At 72.7% G+C, this 16,629-nt stretch carries 16 protein-coding genes; 7 read left to right on the plus strand and 9 right to left on the minus strand.

Annotated features, from left to right (window positions below; genetic code table 11):
* Positions 1 to 20 precede the first annotated feature (20 nt).
* The 4 genes from FHS38_RS23690 to FHS38_RS23705 all read right to left on the minus strand — a co-directional run bounded on the left by FHS38_RS23690 (position 21) and on the right by FHS38_RS23705 (position 3,870).
* Positions 21 to 1,289, minus strand: a complete 1,269-nt coding sequence (locus FHS38_RS23690; RefSeq protein ID WP_184736526.1) for a helix-turn-helix domain-containing protein — start codon at positions 1,287 to 1,289, stop codon at positions 21 to 23.
* Between the two features lie 68 nt (positions 1,290 to 1,357).
* On the minus strand, positions 1,358 to 1,543 hold the full coding sequence (locus tag FHS38_RS23695) for a hypothetical protein (protein WP_184736528.1): 186 nt from the start codon (positions 1,541 to 1,543) through the stop codon (positions 1,358 to 1,360).
* 450 nt (positions 1,544 to 1,993) lie between these two features.
* Positions 1,994 to 3,301 (minus strand): maleylpyruvate isomerase N-terminal domain-containing protein, encoded by a 1,308-nt coding sequence (locus tag FHS38_RS23700; RefSeq protein ID WP_308433513.1) that lies wholly within the window; start codon positions 3,299 to 3,301, stop codon positions 1,994 to 1,996.
* Positions 3,298 to 3,870, minus strand: coding sequence for a sigma-70 family RNA polymerase sigma factor (locus FHS38_RS23705; protein WP_184736530.1), 573 nt, complete (start codon positions 3,868 to 3,870; stop codon positions 3,298 to 3,300). Before FHS38_RS23705 ends, FHS38_RS23700 begins: the two co-directional genes overlap by 4 nt.
* A gap of 431 nt (positions 3,871 to 4,301) precedes the next feature.
* Between FHS38_RS23705 and FHS38_RS23710 the strand changes: the two genes are divergently transcribed.
* A complete protein-coding gene (locus FHS38_RS23710; RefSeq protein ID WP_184736532.1) occupies positions 4,302 to 4,676 on the plus strand; it encodes an STAS domain-containing protein in 375 nt (124 codons plus the stop codon).
* A 5-nt stretch (positions 4,677 to 4,681) separates the two neighbouring features.
* Here the strand turns inward: FHS38_RS23710 and FHS38_RS23715 are convergent, their stop codons facing one another.
* Positions 4,682 to 5,827, minus strand: coding sequence for a sensor histidine kinase (locus FHS38_RS23715; protein WP_184736534.1), 1,146 nt, complete (start codon positions 5,825 to 5,827; stop codon positions 4,682 to 4,684).
* Positions 5,824 to 6,510: a response regulator gene (locus FHS38_RS23720; RefSeq protein ID WP_184736536.1), complete on the minus strand. Its 687-nt coding sequence runs from the start codon at positions 6,508 to 6,510 to the stop codon at positions 5,824 to 5,826. The genes FHS38_RS23715 and FHS38_RS23720 overlap by 4 nt, the downstream gene beginning before the upstream one ends.
* Positions 6,511 to 6,708: 198 nt before the next feature.
* Here FHS38_RS23720 and FHS38_RS23725 point away from each other — a divergent pair, with 198 nt between their 5' ends.
* Positions 6,709 to 7,542 (plus strand): DUF4344 domain-containing metallopeptidase, encoded by an 834-nt coding sequence (locus FHS38_RS23725; RefSeq protein ID WP_184736538.1) that lies wholly within the window; start codon positions 6,709 to 6,711, stop codon positions 7,540 to 7,542.
* 57 nt (positions 7,543 to 7,599) lie between these two features.
* On the opposite strand, the gene FHS38_RS23730 is transcribed toward FHS38_RS23725, so the two are convergent.
* A complete protein-coding gene (locus FHS38_RS23730; RefSeq protein WP_221495315.1) occupies positions 7,600 to 8,910 on the minus strand; it encodes a helix-turn-helix domain-containing protein in 1,311 nt (436 codons plus the stop codon).
* 248 nt (positions 8,911 to 9,158) lie between these two features.
* Here FHS38_RS23730 and FHS38_RS23735 point away from each other — a divergent pair, with 248 nt between their 5' ends.
* Both FHS38_RS23735 and FHS38_RS23740 read left to right on the plus strand, forming a co-directional pair.
* Positions 9,159 to 10,421, plus strand: a complete 1,263-nt coding sequence (locus FHS38_RS23735) for an alpha/beta fold hydrolase (RefSeq protein ID WP_229822333.1) — start codon at positions 9,159 to 9,161, stop codon at positions 10,419 to 10,421.
* Positions 10,422 to 10,576: 155 nt separating this feature from the next.
* Entirely contained in the window at positions 10,577 to 11,905 is a 1,329-nt protein-coding gene (locus tag FHS38_RS23740) for a M64 family metallopeptidase (protein ID WP_184736543.1), read from the plus strand.
* 241 nt (positions 11,906 to 12,146) lie between these two features.
* Here the strand turns inward: FHS38_RS23740 and FHS38_RS23745 are convergent, their stop codons facing one another.
* Positions 12,147 to 12,854, minus strand: a complete 708-nt coding sequence (locus FHS38_RS23745; RefSeq protein ID WP_184736545.1) for a TetR/AcrR family transcriptional regulator — start codon at positions 12,852 to 12,854, stop codon at positions 12,147 to 12,149.
* A gap of 100 nt (positions 12,855 to 12,954) precedes the next feature.
* Here FHS38_RS23745 and FHS38_RS23750 point away from each other — a divergent pair, with 100 nt between their 5' ends.
* Entirely contained in the window at positions 12,955 to 14,439 is a 1,485-nt protein-coding gene (locus FHS38_RS23750; protein ID WP_184736547.1) for an MFS transporter, read from the plus strand.
* A gap of 42 nt (positions 14,440 to 14,481) precedes the next feature.
* Positions 14,482 to 14,898, plus strand: a complete 417-nt coding sequence (locus tag FHS38_RS23755) for a VOC family protein (RefSeq protein WP_184736549.1) — start codon at positions 14,482 to 14,484, stop codon at positions 14,896 to 14,898.
* A gap of 3 nt (positions 14,899 to 14,901) precedes the next feature.
* Here FHS38_RS23755 and FHS38_RS23760 read toward each other — a convergent pair whose 3' ends face one another.
* Positions 14,902 to 16,071, minus strand: a complete 1,170-nt coding sequence (locus tag FHS38_RS23760; RefSeq protein WP_184736551.1) for a winged helix DNA-binding domain-containing protein — start codon at positions 16,069 to 16,071, stop codon at positions 14,902 to 14,904.
* 94 nt (positions 16,072 to 16,165) lie between these two features.
* Between FHS38_RS23760 and FHS38_RS23765 the strand changes: the two genes are divergently transcribed.
* A complete protein-coding gene (locus tag FHS38_RS23765) occupies positions 16,166 to 16,627 on the plus strand; it encodes a GNAT family N-acetyltransferase (protein ID WP_184736553.1) in 462 nt (153 codons plus the stop codon).
* Positions 16,628 to 16,629 lie beyond the last annotated feature (2 nt).

The following is a 16,629-nucleotide window of genomic DNA, read 5'->3' on the forward strand; positions in this document are numbered from 1 at the left end:
CGAGCGCGCTTTCGCGTCCGTCAGACCGGTTGTGGTTGGCGGGGGCCCTGGAGCTCCCGCAGCCGCGCTTCCCGCTCGGCGAGCGCCTGCTCCCGGGAGTACAGTGCCGCCTTCAGGGCGGCTTCCAGCTCGATGCTCCGGCGTAGCCGGGACTGGGCGTCGTCGAGGGCCTGGCTCAACCGTTGGACCCGCTGGAGCAGTGATTCCTCGTGTGTGGCGTCGGCCGACGGTTGCCTGTTGGCGGCGGTGGGAGGCGTGGTGCGGGAACGCAGGGTGGCCAGGTGCAGCTCGTAGAGATGCTGAACCGCCTCCGGTGCCACCTCCAGGCCTCGGTGGATCGAGACCTCCCGCACCAGTAGCTGGAGAAATTCCCGTGGCGGGATACGGCTGCCCGAGAGGTACCGGGAGAGGGCGCTCGGGTCCATGTGATGACGCGCGGCGAACGAGCGCAGTGAGGTGCCGAGCATCTCGAACAGGGCCCGTAGCCCCGTGGCCAGCATGCGCTGGTCATGCGGCACCCGGTCGATCGGGCGTAGCTCGCGATCCTGGCGCAGGGGTAGGTCTACGGCCTCCACGGTCTTCTCGGCGAGGACCAGCCACGCAGCTGTCGCGGCCTTCGGCGCGGGCCGCGGTGCCCGCTGCCGGTGCCTGTTCGCGTACAGGCGTAGCCAGTGTTCCTGCCACTCGTCGGCCACGGGACCGGTTTCCTCGGCGCGGATGCGGCCCTGCCGTTGCGCGAAGGTCAGACAGGCGAGTACGAGCGATCTGACGACGAACGAGTTCGGCAGCGAGGTGCGTTTGGGGCTCAGGGCGTCGCCGATGGTGCTGCGCGGCAGCCGGGCGGCGCGCGAGCCCCAGTTCCTCGCGATGTCCTCGAGTCGCGACAGCGACGGGTTGCCCGCCCAGAGCTTGAGCTCCCGTAGGCAGGCGATGAACTCCCTAGGGGCCCCGGCCGTGGCTGGGACGGGCGGCTGGGTCGACCACGGGCGCATCTCAGCGGCCGCCGGGCCGCCGAGTGGGCCCGGCCCGGCTTGGTGCTGGGCGATGAGCCACTGCTCGGTCCAGTGCTCGTGGCCGGCACCACAAGCCGTGGCATACGCGAGAGTGAGTTTGAGGCTCGGGAGTTTCCAGCCCGCCGCCGCCTGGGACAGCGCGGGTACCGAGTAACTCGTCCGCCGTGCGAGTGTCGTATAGGTGGGGGATCCGGCGGCCTTCCGCAGCTTTCGCAGTTGTAGCGCGAATGTCGCGTACGGGGCCGTGGGGTCGATGGGCTTTTCCGGGCGTGCCACTCGCGCCTCCCTGCGGGTGGTCCAGGGGGTGCCGCGAAAGGGCGGCACCCCCTGGCAGCCGACAGGGGTCAGGACGTGCGCTGGAGCTCGCGTGCCGCCGTACCGGCGGCGAGAATGGTCGCGAGCGCGGCGGTCTCGTCGTAGCCGAGTGCGACGAGCACGACGACGACCACCAGCACCGGAATCACCGGTGGCACCGCGAGGGTCCTGCCTCCCGGCAGACTGACGCACAGTGCGTGCGTATCGATCGCCACTGATACCACTTCCCTTTGTCCGGACGGTCATTGACGAGGCGTCACGGGTTGCCGCCCGGGACACCGCCTCACTGTCTCAGCTCGCGCGGCGCGAAGGCACCCGCTCCGGAGGTCTTGTTGTTTCCTGGATTCCGGGATTCCGTTTCTTTCAGGAAAGGAACGGGCGGCGCGGATTGTTTGCCGGGTGTCCGGGCGGCGAGTGAACAATGGCGACCACATCGGTTTCGGGCCTGGTCGGTACCCGGAGGTTGTTCAGTGGGCGTCCGGATCCATCCGGCAAGCGTTGCAACCCTTCCTGCAACGCCCGTCCGCGTGGGAGAAACTCAGCAAGAACTGCGAGCCAGATACTGTTCCGTCCGGACGGTCTGCCGCAGCTTTCGGGAGCCACCCGTTGCCGCGGGACTCTCGCCAGATCGGGGCCCCGTATCCGGGATACGGGGCCCCGACTCGTCACAACCGCGAAAGCGAAGCCGTGGCGAGCAGCACGTCGCGGATCGCCTCGCGGTCCCCGAGCTGCCCCGCCGCCGCTTCCTCCGGCGGCACGTGTCCCGCCGCCAGGCGGCAGAACTCCAGGGCGTCCAGCGCGACATGGGCCACCTCCTCGTCCGGTGAGGGGAGGGCCGCCGGGGAGTCGAGGGGGATGTGCCAATGGCCGCCGCCGTCGCCCTCGATCTCCAGGTGGAGGGTGCGGCCCGGTGTGCCCGCCGCGACCAGGGTGCGGGGCGGGCCCGAGAGGCCTGTGCGGCGGCGGTGCGCGATCGTGGCGGGCAGGTGCCGGGCCGCGAGGTCGATCATGTGGTGGAGGTGGCCGGCCGCCGGTGGGGCGTAGGGGTAGTGGACGGCCTCCGCGATGTCCCCGGCGTGGACCCAGCATTCGAAGGCGCGGTCGAGGAAGGAATCCCGCAGCGGCAGGGTGAACGGGCCGTAGGGGACGTCCAGTTCGGCGGCGCCGCCGCCCGCGAAGGACACGGTCCTGATCAGTGAGTGGCCCTGGGCGCGCCAGACGGCCCGCACGTCCCCGGGTGCCTGCTCGGCGGCGGCCGAGGACCAGAACGCCTCCGTGCGTTCCGTGGGCGTCCCGGGCTTCTCGCAGCCCCGTCGGGTGGGGAGCCCGAGCGCGTCCGCGACGATGCCGTCCACGGCCATCAGATGGCCGATCACCTCGGCCACGGTGGTGTCACGTCCGGCCGGGCGCCGGCCGTCGAACCAGCCCAGCCGCACCGGGGCACGCCATTCCGCCTCGCCGATGTCGCGGAGCAGGGCGTCGAGGCGGGCGGTCTCCGCGTCGTACGGGGCGGCCCATTCGGGCACCGGGATACGGGCGGGGCGGCGGGTCAGGCAGTTGGCGAGGGTGCGGGAGCGCAGGGTGGGGTCGAGGTCGAGGTTGTCCTCGGGGTGCAGCAGCGCGACCGCGTCGCGCAGCCGGACGGCCTCCTCCGCGCAGCTCGCGCAGTCCGTCAGGTGCGCTTCGACCGCGGCCGTCTCCTCGGCGGAGCAGGCGGCCAACGCCCAGGCGCCGAGCAGTGACTTGAGCAATCCGTGGGACATGGGCGGCGCCGGTGGCGTGGGAGGTTCGGGATCCGGGGCGGGGGCGGGCGGCGGCGACGGCGTTGGTGCCGGATCCGGTGCGTACGGCCAGCGCGGCGCGTCCTCGGCGGGTGAGCGCGGCGGGGGTATGCGCGGCGGGGTGCCCGGAGCGCCGTTCCCGCCGTCCGGCAGCCGGCGGCCGGGGCCCGCGGGGTCGTTCGTGCCGCTCACCGACCGCCCCTCCCGCTCCCGCCGTCGGGCGGCGTCACCGCGCGGGGTCCGGGGTGGGCCGTGGAGAGCAGTTGCAGGCCGAGGCGGAGCCGGCGACGGGCCTCGTCCTCGGTGACGCCGAGGTCGGCGGCGGCCCTGCGGTAGTCGAGGCGGCGGAAGTAGGCGAGGTCGAGGGCGGCGCGCAGCGGGGCGGGCATGGACGTGACGATGTAGTCGGCGCGGGCGGCGGCGGACGCCGCGCGGACCTTCTCCTCGATCTCCTCGGGCGCGCTCTCCCGGTCACTCTCCGACTGTCGCAGCCTGCTGACGGCCTGCCGGTGGGTGACCGTCGCGATCCAGGAGCGCAAGGGGCCCTGTTTGGGGTCGTAGGCGTCGGGGTGCTCCCAGACGTAGCCGAACACCTCGCGGGTGACGCGGTCGGCGCCCGCCTCGTCGCCGAGCACCCGGTGGGCGAGGCCGTGCACGAGGGAGGCGAACCGGTCGTACAGCTCACCGAGCGCGGCGGCCTCGCCGCTCGCGAGGCGCTGCTGCATCTTCCGGTCCCACCGGGGTGGTGCGTCGTTCGTCATGCGGCCCCCTCCGTGCGCACCGCCACGCAGGTGGCGCCCGGTGGCGCCTCACTCACGTGTCCCGTACGCGCGTACGTCGTACTGCTGCCCAAAACTGCTTGTGCCCACCGTCACATACTCGTCGAATGTAGTGGCCGGGCCCGGCGGCGCAGTCGCCTTTGTGGCAAATCGCCGTCCGGGAACGGTCGGGGATGATATGGCTACGTTCACTTTGTGCTCGTTTCGCCGATCGGCGCAGATCGTACGTGCGCGAATGTGCCGATGTGTTATGCGGGTGTGACCGGATTCGTGAGAGTGAGGGGCTCGGACGGGGCATAGGCTCCTTGGCGGTCGGCGTATGCCAGGCGGTGTTTCACGGGGAAGCGGCCGGGCAGGGGCCACCGAGGAAGACGTCCGTGGGAGCGCGGGACCGAGTGAAGGGCTGCGGGCACGTGACACTGAAGGTGACGGAGGGTGAGCGGGGCCACTGGGCCGTGCTCCGGGTCTCCGGAGAGATGGACCTCGTGACCTCGCCGGCGGTCCGGCAGCATGTGCACGACGCGGTCGCCGAGGGACGGCGCAGTCTGGTGCTCGACCTCGGTGAGGTCCGTTTCTGCGACTCCAGCGGTGTGGGCGTGCTGATCGCGGCCCGGCGGCTGATGCGGTCCTGCCAGGGGCGGCTGCGGCTGATCCTGCCCGCGCAGGGCGCGGTCGACGGCTCGCACGTCAACCGTGTGCTGGGCGCCCTCGGGGTGCGCCGCCTCTTCGAGGTCTTCCCCGATCTGGACAGCGCGACCGACGAACGGGCGAACCCGCTGTCGGCGTAGCGCGTTCACCCCGCCGGGGGGAACTCCGCCCGTACGAGGAATCCGCCGTCGGCCGTCCCGTGCGCGGTCAGCGTCCCGCCCAGGCTCTGCGCCCGCTCCCGCAGCCCGACCAGACCGTGGCCCCCGCCGGGCAGTTCCGGTGCCGGTACGGCCGCGTCCGCCGGACCGTTGCGGATCTCGACCCGCAGGCCCCGTGCCTCCTCCTCGGTGACCCGGACCCGCACCCACGCCCCGGGCGCGTGTTTGCGCACGTTCGTCAGTGCCTCCTGCACGGTCCGGAAGGCGGCGCGCTCGACGGCCTCCGAGCGCTCGGTCTCCCGGTCGGAGGTGTCCTCGTAGTCGACGTTCAGCGCGCTCAGCTCGATCAGCCGGGGCAGGTCCGCCAGGCGTGGCTGCGGGGTGAGTTCCTCGGTGTCGGCGCCCGCGGCGCGCAGGATGCCGACCATGTGGCGCAGCTCGTCCAGGGTGCGCACGGACAGTTCGCGGATCGTGCGGGCCCCGGCGCGGGCCTCCTTGTCGGCCGTGCTGATCTGCACGGCCCCGGCCTGCAGGCTGATGAGGCTGACCTGGTGGGCGACGACGTCGTGCATCTCGCGGGCGAGCCGGGCGCGCTCGGTGGCGAGGACCTGGTCGGACAGCAGTCGGTCCTCGCGGGCGCGGCTGCGGGTCAGCTCGTCGAGACGGGCGGCGAGTTCGCGGCGGGTGCGGGTGAGCAGGCCGACGGCGATGGGGGTGGCCGCGGTGACGAGCGCGTCGACGAGGAAGAGGGCCGTTTCGCGGCGGTCGTCGAAGGAGAGTTCGGAGATCGGGTAGGGCAGGAAGTGCGCGGTGGCCAGCAGCAGTCCGCACACGACGAGCAGCCGCCGGTCGGGTCTGCGGACGGCGATCGTGTAGAGCGCGACCATGGGTGCGAACCAGATGTAGCCGATGTAGATGCCGGGCAGGGTGGCCGCGAAGACGGTGAGCGGGAACCGGCGGCGCCACAGCAGCGCGACCGCGGCGAGCAGTGACACCCCCAGCTCCAGCCCCAGCCCGGTGCCGTTGACGAGCAGCGCGTCCATGGTCGCGAAGAGCGCGGGCACCACGACGGGCAGGGCGGCGGGCATCCGGGCGGCCGTGAAGCGGTGCCGGATCCGCGGCGAGGTGCTCATCGGGCGCCGCCGTTCGGCGGGGCGGCGTCGGCGGGGTGGCGGGTGGCGACGAGCCCCGCGCGGTCGGCGACGACGGCGGCCTGGACGCGGTTGACGCCGCCGAGTTTGCCGAGGACGGCCCGGACGTGGTCCTTGACCGTGCTGGGGGCCAGTCCCATGCGCTCGGCGATCTGGGGGTTGGCGAGGCCCGCGCCGAGGTGGGCCAGCACCTCGCGCTCGCGCGGGGTCAGCGCCTGGACCGCCGAGGCGGCGGTCGTCTCGGCCTCGGCGGCGAGGTAGCCGCCGATGACCGCGCGGGTCACACCCGGGTCCAGGACGCTGGCGCCGGCGGCGAGGGTCCGCACGGCCCGCACGAGCTGCTCGGGGTCGGTGTCCTTCAGCAGGAACCCGGAGGCCCCGGCGCGCAGCGCGGCGGCGAGGTACTCGTCGGCGTCGAAGGTCGTGAGCATGGCGACGGCGGGCGGGTGCGGGAGACGGCGGAGCGCGCGGAGCACGGTCAGCCCGTCGACGTCCGGCATCCGGATGTCGAGCAGCACCACGTCGGGTGCGCAGCCGCGCACGGTGTCCACGGCCGCGCCGCCGCCGCAGTCCGCGACCACCTCGATGTCCTGGGCCGTGCCCAGGATCATCCGGAGCCCGGACCGGACGAGCTGCTCGTCGTCCACCACCGCAACACGGATCACGGGCCGCTCCCTCTTCCCTGTTCAGAGCCGGGGTGCCACCTGTCGGCCCCCGGCGCCCTCCAGCCTGCCGCACGGCTCGGACAAAAGCGGAGCCAGTCGCTCCACCCGGCGGGAGGGGACACCCCCGCCGATCGGCGGGGGTCGGCCGGGACCCACGGGGGATTCCGTTCCGGTTACCCCGACCGGCAGAGTGTGTCCATGCTGCACCATGCCGGGGCTCACCCCCGGACGCCCGATCGCGCGTGGCGCGCCCGCGCCCTCGTCGCGACCGGCGTCTGTGTCGCCCTGGCGACCGCGTGCGGCTGTACCCGGTCTCAGGCCGCCGCGTCCCCCACAAGCGGCGGCCTGTCCGTGTCCTACGAGGCTCCCCGGCGCGGCGGCGCGGACGAGCGCGCGTTCCTGAAGGACCGGCGGCTGCCGGAGCGGGTCGCCGAGCAGCTCAACGACAGCCTGCGGCTGCCGAAGACGATCGACGTCGTCGGCCGGACCTGCGACGAGAAGGACGACGTCCCCACCTACGACCAGCAGACCCGGCGCATCGAGCTCTGCTACGACTTCATCGGCGAGGTCCGGTCGATGTTCGAGGACGCCCACAGTCCGGACCCGGACGAGCGCACCGCGGGCGTGATCACCGAAACGCTCTACCACGAGGCCGCGCACGCCCTGAAGGACACGCTGCACCTCGCGACCACCGGTCGCGAGGAGGACGTCGCCGACCAGTTCGCGGCGTACAGCCTGATCCCGCAGGGTGCCGAGGGCCGGGCCGCGGTGCTGGCCGCCGCCGACAACTACGCCCAGTACGCCCGTGAGACCGACCCCGAAGAGATCGACTTCTCCGCCGAGCACCCCCCGGAGGCCACCCGCTCGGCCAACTACCGCTGCTACCTCTACGGCGCCGAGCCGAAGAAGAGCGGAAAGCTCGTCGACGGCACGCTGCTGACCAAGGAGCGGGCCGAGCTGTGCGTCGACGAATACCAGGATCTGCGGCGCGGCTGGGGCAGCCTCCTCGCGCCGTACAAGACCGACCGCTGACCGGCCTCTGGAGGGGAGGGCCGGTCAGCGGCGCGGGCTTCGAGGTCCGACGCGGAATCAGGGCCGCCACAGCGGGGGCGCGGCGGGGGCGGGGCCCAGCGTCGTCGTACCGGGGGCCGCGCGGTGTCCGAGACCGGTGCGGTACGCGTCCAGGGCGGCGTCCGTACGGCCGGTGCGCCGCAGCAGGTCGCCCAGCAGCCGGCACAGATCGGCGAGATCGCCCGCGGCGCCCGTGCGCTCCAGCAGGGACAGCGCGGCGCAGTAGTGCTCCTCGGCGGCCTCGGTGTCCGAGCGCTCCTCGGCGATCAGCCCCAGCAGCCGGTGCGCGCCGCCCGCGTGGACCGCGCCGCGCTCGGCGCCCAGCGCCGAGGGCGACAGCAGCGGGCGCAGCAGATCTTCCGCCTCGGCCGCCTTGCCGCGCCGCCGCAGCACGTCCGCCAGCTCCACCTCGACCTGCACGGTGAACAGCGGGGCCTTCTTGGAGGCCAGCATGTCGCGGGCGGTGCGCAGCTCGCTCTCGGCCTTCCGCAGATCGCCGTCCTGCGCGTAGACGTAGCCGCGCATCCAGTGGCAGTGCGCCAGCTCGGTGCGGATGTGGAGCTGCTGGTACAGCTCCTGGGCCTTGGCGAGCGAGGCGTCGGCCTCCGCGATCCGGCCCTCGGCGATGAGGGTGCGGGCGACCCCCCGGTGCATGCTCGCAACGAGCGCCGGGTTGTCGACCTGCGGAGCGAGCGCGAGCGCCAGCTCGGCGGCGTGCGCGGCCCGCGCGTGCGCCCCCATGTCCATGTAGGGGGCGATGACGGCGGTGTAGAGGAGCAGCAGCGCGTCGGGGTCGTGCAGCCCGGCGGCGTTCAGCTCGTCGACGGTCGACTCCAGCAGATAGCAGGCGTAGCGCAGCTCGCCCGCGAGCAGATGGGCGGTGGCGCGGCCGCGGACGGCGGGGACGCGGCGCGGCAGCGGCTCGTCGGCCAGCAGCCGTTCGACCTCGGCGAAGTGATCGCGGGCGGCGACGAGGTCGCCGGTCTCCAGGGCGCAGTCGCCGAGCCCCTGCACGGCGGTGGCCTCCTCGGACACCAGGGTGTGCCCGGCGGCCTCGGCGCGCAGGGCGCGGTAGCGCACGGCCGCGTCCTCGGCTTCGCCGGTGGACAGGACGCGCCGGGCGTCGGTCAGCCGCAGCCGCAGCTCGGTGGCCAGGTGCGGGGGACGGCCGGTCGCCAGCTCCTCCAGGGTGATGCCGAGGCGCCCGGCGAGATGCCGCAGGGCGGTCTCGGAGGGGCGTACCTTCCCGGCCTCCAGGGTCGAGACGTACGCGGCGGTGTAGGCGGGTTCGGCCAACTGCTTCTGGGTGAGACCCCGTTCCGTGCGCATCCGGAGCACGCGTCGGCCGATGTCGGCGGGTTCGTCGGCCCGTATGCCGTGGGTACTGTTCTCGGCCACTTGTGCCCCTCGGTAAGTTACGCCGTGACTTAAGTCGTGAGTTAAATCTGTTTGATTCGACGTGAGGACGGATGATGCCGGAAGCCCTGGGGAAGGCGGCTGCTGCCGCGCGGACGGTCGGACCGGCGGATTCGATAGATACCACGGGTACGGCGGTCGTCCGGCAGCCCGGCCTCGTCATGACGGACCACTTCTTCGACGTCCCCCTCGACCACCGTGCGCCCGACGGCGAACACATACGCCTCTACGCTCGCGAGGTCGTCGCCACGCGCCGCGAACGCGACGAACTGCCGTGGCTGGTCTACCTCCAGGGCGGTCCGGGCTGCCCCGCCGGGCGGCCCGTGGGCCGGGAGAACTGGCTCGACCGGGCGCTGGAGGACTACCGCGTCCTCCTCCTCGACCAGCGCGGCACCGGCCGCTCCACGCCCGCCACCCGGCAGACCCTCCCGCTCCGCGGCACCCCGGCCGAACAGGCCGACTATCTGGCCCACTTCCGCGCCGACTCCATAGTCCGCGACTGCGAGCTGATCCGCGCCCGGCTGACCGGCGGCCGGCCCTGGACCGTGCTCGGGCAGAGCTTCGGCGGCTTCTGCGCCGTCACCTACCTCTCGTACGCGCCCGAGGGGCTCGCCGAGGTCCTGATCACCGGTGGTCTGCCGTCCCTCGACGCCGACGCGGACGCCGTCTACCGCGCGGCCTACCCGCGCATGGAACGCAAGTCGCTGGAGCACTACGCCCGGTACCCCGGCGACGAGGCCGCCGCCCGCCGCATCGCGCGCCATCTCGCCGACCACGAGGAGGTGCTGCCCGACGGCACCCTCCTGACGGTCCCGGCATTCCAGCAACTCGGCATCCTCCTCGGCACCGGCGACGGCTCCCACCGACTGCACTACCTCCTCGAGGACGCCTTCGTGGACACCGTCGCGGGACCGCGGCTGTCCGACGCCTTCGCCGAACAGGTCGCGACGGTCCTCTCCCGCGCCGACTGCCCTCTTTACGCCATCCTCCATGAGGCCATCTATGCCCAGGACGAGCGCGCGACGCACTGGTCAGCCGATCGTGTGAGAGGCGAATACCCGCAGTTCGAACGGGGGATCGAGCCCGGGGGGCGCTTCCTCTTCACCGGGGAGAGCGTCCACCCCTGGATGCTGCGCACCCACCCGGCCCTGCGCCCCTTGCGCCACACCGCCGAACTCCTTGCCGAGCGCCGGGGTTGGACCCCCCTCTACGACCCCGAGCGCCTCGCCCGCAACACCGTTCCCGTGGCGGCCGCGATCTACCACGACGACCTCTTCGTCGACACCGAGCACTCGCTGCGCACCGCGCGCACGATCGCCGGGCTGCGGACCTGGGTCACGGACGAGTACGAGCACGACGGCGTCCGGGCAGGTGGACGCGCAGTGCTGGACCGGCTGTTGAGCCTCGTACGGGACGAGGCGTAGCCCGGTCCACGGCCGTGGGGCAGTCCGAACGAGCTTTGTCACACTGGTAACTTGAGCCCCATCCATTGCCTTGTGTCCCCTGAGCCCCTATGTTAATCCGCACCTCAATGCGACTTAATCCGCCACTTAATGGCGGGCTCAGGGAGGAACCCCCCATGCGCAGACGAATATCCCTCGCGGCCGGTGCGGCCCTCACGGCCGCGCTGGCCGCCACGGCGACGACGGTGACCGCGACGGCCACGACGACATCCGCGAAGACTTCGAAGTCGGCGGCGCCCGAGCCGAAGAGTGAACGCACCCAGCACGTCGAGTACTTCACCGGCCCCGGCGGCCACCCCCGCCACACCACCGTCCCCGCCTCCACCCCCCCGCCGCGCACGTTGCGCCCCTCGGCCGCGGGCGACGGTGCCGTCACCAAGGTCATCGACAACGGCACGGTGGGCTCCAAGGTCGACGTCGTCTTCATCGGCGACGGCTACACCGCCGCCCAGCAGGGCGACTTCCATGCCGACGTGCGCGCCAAGTGGGCGAAGATGTCGGCCGTCGAGCCCTACGCCTCGTACAAGAAGCTCTTCAACGTCTGGGCCGTCGACGCGGTCTCCCGGCAGTCCGGCGTCTCCGGCGACCCGGGCGAGGGCGTCGTCAAGGACACCGCGCTGAAGTCCCGCTTCTTCTGCGACGGCATCGAGCGGCTGCTGTGCGTCGACACCGGACGCGTCGAGTCGTACGCCGCGAAGGCGCCCGCCGCGGACCTGGTCGTGGTGCTGTCCAACTCGACCAAGTACGGCGGCGCGGGCTACAACGACATCGTCTCCCAGGTCGGTTACGACGGCATCGCCACCGCCTCGTCCGACAACGACGACTCCGACCAGGTCGCCGTGCACGAGACGGGCCACTCCTTCGGCAAGCTCGCCGACGAGTACCAGTACGAGGAGTACGGCACGTACACCGGCGCCGAGCCGGGCAGTGCCAACACCAGCAAGCTGACCGCGGCGGAGCTGACGGCACAGAAGAAGAAGTGGTACCGCTGGGTCGGCAAGACCTCGCCGGACGGCGGCAAGGTCGGCGCGTTCGAGGGCGCCGGCTACTACCCCAAGGGTCTCTACCGCCCCACCGACGACTCGATCATGCGCTCGCTCGGGCGCGAGTTCAATCTCCCGGGCCGTGAGGCCATGATCGCGGGCTTCTACCGCCACGCGAAGGCGCTGACGAGCACCACGAGCACGTCCGGCAAGGTCGGCAGCCGCGACAAGGTCACCGTGCGGCTGCCCGCCGCCACCACGACCGTGCGCTGGTACGTGGACGGGCGCGAGGTCCAAGCGGGCCGGGGGCGGACGAGCGTGACTCCGCGCTCCCTGGGTGTGAAGCCGGACGGCAAGACCCACACGCTGACGGCCAAGGCCGTCGACCGCACGGACGCGGTGGTGGACCCGGAGCTGCGGAAGCGGCTGTCGGGCTCGCTGACGTGGAAGGTGGCGGGTTAGAGCCGGTCGGTGCCTCAATCGCCGGACGGGCGCTGTGTTGTGTCCTCAATCGCCGGACGGGCTGAGGCTGAGCTCAGCCCAATCAAGCCCGTCCGGCGTTTGAGGACGCGCCCGCAGGGCGCCCGCCGCCGCAGGCGGCAAGGCGGGCCGGTAGCCGAGGATCCGCCGGTCAGGCGAGAGGCGGCAGGACGGGCGGCAGTCGGCAGGACGGCCCGGTAGCCGAAGTCCGGCCGGACAGACGCTAACCCGCATCCAGGACGGCGGAGCCGCCATACGCGCGGGCGAGGCGGTCGAAGCCGCGGGCGAGGGCGGTGGTGATCACCTCGCGGGTCCGCTCGGGCGGCTCGCCCGCGGCGAGCGAGGCGTGCAGGGCCTCGAAGGCCTGCTCCCGGACGGCGTTGGCGAAGGACGCGAACAGCTCCAGCTCGGCCCGGACGTCCGGGTGTTCCGCGCTCCGCCCGGCGCGCTCGACGAGGAGCTCCAGAAGGCGCCGCCGCCGCGCGCGGGAGACGGGCAGGTAGCTGCGGCGGAGTGCCGGGCTGCCGAGGAGGATGCGGGCGAAGACGCGCGCCTGACTGAGCGAGTCGCCTTCGTCGGTCAGCACCATCCCGTAGCAGTCGACGTAGAACCGGTGCAGCCGCTCGAGGAGTTCGGCGCTGTCGGTGGCGGGCAGCACGGCCTCGGGCAGTGCCGCGTCGAACTCGCTGCCGCGCCCGAAGAAGATGTCCTCTTTCGAGGCGAAGTGGGTGAAGACGGTGGCCGGGGCCACCTCCGCCTCCGCCGCGATCCGGGTGAGGGTGACGGCCTCGAACCCCTCCTCGGCGAAGAGCCGGAAGGCGGCCTCGGAGATCGCGCGCCGGGTGCGCTCCCGCTTGCGGCCGCGCAGCCCGGTCGGGGGCGCGGTGCACGGCGTGGCGTCGGTGGCGGTGTGGGGGTGGGCCGTCGTCATGGGTTCAGGATAGCCGCCCCCCAGCCAGAATTAGAGGTGCTACATTTTTAGAGCACCTCTACTTTCGGGTGCCGCCATCCGTCGTGAGGACGCCTCCGCCATGCGCACAGCCGCCGCCCAGTCACCACCGACGAACCCGATACCCGGGCCCGCCGCCGACGCCTCGTCCGTGTCATCCCGCTCACCCCGGTCCACCGCCGCGATCCTCGTCATCGCGTGCGCGGCCCAGTTCATGGTCGTCCTCGACGTGTCGATCGTGAACGTGGCCCTCCCGGCCATGCGCGCCGAACTCCACCTCAGCGCCGCCGGCCAGCAGTGGATCGTCAACGCCTACGCCCTCGCCTTCGCCGGGCTGCTGCTGCTCGGCGGCCGGGCCGCCGACCTCGTCGGCACCAAGCGGGCCTTCCTGACCGGGCTCGCCGCCTTCACCGCCGCCTCCCTCGCGGGAGGCCTCGCCCAGGGCGGTGCCCTGCTGATCGCCGCCCGCGCGGTCCAGGGCCTGGGCGGCGCGATCCTCGCCCCCGCCACCCTCACGCTGATCATGACGACGTTCACCGAACCCGCCGCCCGCACCCGGGCGATGGGCGCCTGGAGCGCCGTCATGGCGGCCGGCGGCGCGGCGGGCGCGGTCGTCGGCGGAGTGCTGACCGAGTACGCGGGCTGGCGCTGGGTGCTGTTCGTCAACGTCCCCATCGGCGTCGCCCTGCTGGCCGCCGCCCTCGTCTACGTACCCCGGGGGACGGTCCGGGAGGGCGGGCTGCGCCGCCTCGACCTGCCCGGCGCCGTGACCGTCACCGGGGGCCTGACCGCCCTCGTCTACGGGATCATCTCCTCCGAGACCCACGGCTGGGGCGAAGTCACAGTCTGGGCCCCGCTCGCGGCCGCCGGCGTGCTGCTCGCAGCCTTCCTCGCCATCGAGGCCAAGGTCGCCCACCCGCTCGTACCGCTCGGCATCCTGCGCCGCCGCACCCTGGCCGTCGCCAACCTGGTGGTGCTGGGCATGGGCGCGGCCACCTTCTCGATGTGGTTCCTGCTCTCCCTCTACTTCCAGCAGATCCTCGGTCACAGCGCCGTGAAGGCGGGCCTGTGCTTCCTGCCGGGCTCGATCGCGATCATCGTGGGCGCGCAGCTCGCCACCCGGGTCATCGCCCGTACCGGGCCCCGGCCGTTGCTGGTCATCGGCATGGCGCTCAGCACCGTCGGCTTCGTCTGGCTCTCCCGGCTGAGCGCGGACGGGAGCTTCGCGAGCGACGTGGTCGTGCCGTTCACCCTGGCGACCTTCGGCGCGGGCCTGGCGATGATGCCCGCCACCGTCGCCGCCACGAGCGGCACCGACCGGGCGCAGGCGGGCCTCGCCTCCGGTCTCGTCAACACCTCCCGCCAGGTGGGCGGCGCGATCGGCCTGGCCCTGCTGGCCACCGTCGCCTCCCACACCACGGCCGGCCGGCTGGCCGCCCACGACGACGTGCGGGTGGCGCTGACCGACGGCTACGGCAGGGCGCTGCTGATCGCCGCCGCGTTCACCGCGTGCGCGGCACTCGGGGCGCTGGCCCTGCCGGGCAGGAACCGCACGGACCGAGCCTGAGCCCGCTCCGCACCTCTTCACGTCCTGAAGGAAGGAACCGTCATGGCACTGGAGTTGAACCACATCATCGTCCACGTCAAGGACCGGCACGAGAGCGCTGCGTTCCTCGCCGAACTGCTGGGTGCCGAGGCGCCGGTCGACTGGGCGCACTTCACGCAGCTCACCTCGTCCAACGGCGTCGGCGTCGACTTCGCGGACGACATGGTGGCCCCGGAGGACATCAACCTCAGCCACCTCGCGTACCTGGTCACCGAGGAGGAGTTCGACGCGATCTTCGGCCGGGTCGAGAAGCGCGGGGTGCGCTTCTGGGCCGACCCGGCGATGAAGGCCGAGGGGCAGATCAACCTCGCCTACGGCGGTCGGTCGATCTACCTCCTCGACCCGGGTGGCACATGCGCGATCGAGTTCATGACGAGGCCGTACGCGGAGGTGCCGGAGTCGCGGCCGTCGCCGGTGTGACGCTCACGCGCAGAGCTCCCGCTCCAACGGGGTGCGGAAGCGGGGCGTGACCCGCACCCCGCCCAGCCAGGCGGCCAGCCGGGCGGCCTCCGCGTCGATCGCGGAGGCCGTCTCGCGGCCGACGTCCGCCAGCGGCCGCCAGACGACCTCCCCGCCCGCCCGCTGCGCCCAGCCGCCCACGACGCGCCCGTCGCTCCAGACGGTCGGACCGACGTTGCCCGCCCGGTCGAACAGGGCGGGCACGTGATCGGGCGAGAGGTACCAGTCGCGGCCGCGCCATCCCATGGACGTCGGGTCGAGCCCGGGGAGGAGGGCGACCCAGGGCTCGGCGGCGGGTTCGTCGTCGAGGTCGTCCGGCAGCACGACCCCGGCCCCGTGGGCCAACTCGACGCCCGTCACCCCCGCATCGGCCAGCGCCCTGCGCGTATCGCCGAGCGTCCAGCCGGTCCACCACTTCAGATCCGCTTCCGTGGCCGGCCCGTACGCGGCGAGCCAGCGCCGCGCGACCTCGGCCTTGGCCTCCCGGACGTCGATCTCCGGCAGTTGCGGCACGCGCGCGTACGGGTAGAGGCTGCTGGTCCACGAGCCGCGCGGCCGGGCGCGCCGCACGTGCCCGTCCGAGGCCAGCAGCCGCAGCAGCCGGCTGCCGACGCTCTGCCGCCCCTCGTAGGGCTTGCCGGGCGACACCACGATCGTCTCCTTCAGCGCGGGCACGTCCTTGGCCAGCTCGGCCGTCGTGGCCTCACCCCGCGCGGCGAGCGCTTCCAGCACCTCGGCCTCGGTCCGCGCGAGCCGCTCCTCGTCCCAGCCTCCGTCGGTGCCGTCTTGCAGGAACTTCACGAACGCGGCCCGCTCCTTCACCGCGATCGCCCGCGCCGTGGAGGAGCCGACGTACGGGGCGAATTCCCGGCTCACGGCGAAGAGGGTCCGCCGCATGGACAGCAGCTTGATCAGCGTCACGTCCTCGTACAGCCCCCGCTCCACCTCCGCCGTCGACGGCTCGGCGAGCCGCGCGCACGCCGACAGGTACACGGTCGCGGCGTCGGTGGCGTGCAGGGCGACGAGCGCGTCCGCCACGTCCTCGACGGTCGTCGCCCGGTGGGCGGGTGCGAGCAGATGCCGCCGCCCGAGGCGGGCGCGGCGCTGCTCGTCACTGATGCGGAGGCTCTTCATGGGGGAGAGGCTAGGGGCGGAGTAGGTCGAATCCTGTCCTCTATGGGTCGTTATTCAGGTGCGGCGCGATCGCTTTGCTGAGAGGTTGCGCGGCATGGACACTGCTGCCGATGGGCCCCTGATCCGCCGCGCCACCTCTGCCGACGCGGCCGGCACGGCCGAAACGTGGCTCCGCTCGTACGACGCGGCTCTGCCGACCGTGCGCCGCGCCCACACGGACGACGAGGTCCGCGACTACTTCCGTCACGTGGTGATCCCGGAACGCGAGACGTGGGTCGCGGAGGCGGCCGGGGAGATCGTCGGAATGATGGTCCTGCACGAGGACTGGCTGGACCAGCTCTACCTCGCACCCGGCTGGCGGGGCCGCGGCCTGGGCGACCGCTTCGTGACCCTGGCGAAGGACCGCTTCCCGTCCGGCCTGGACCTGTGGACCTTCCAGATCAACACCCCGGCCCACCGCTTCTACGAGCGCCACGGCTTCACGGAGGCGGAGCGCACGGACGGCTCGGCGAACGAGGAGCGGGAGCCGGACGTCCGCTACGTCTGGCGGCCGTAGCC

Source organism: Streptomyces netropsis, assembly GCF_014203545.1.
Classification (GTDB): domain Bacteria; phylum Actinomycetota; class Actinomycetes; order Streptomycetales; family Streptomycetaceae; genus Streptomyces; species Streptomyces netropsis.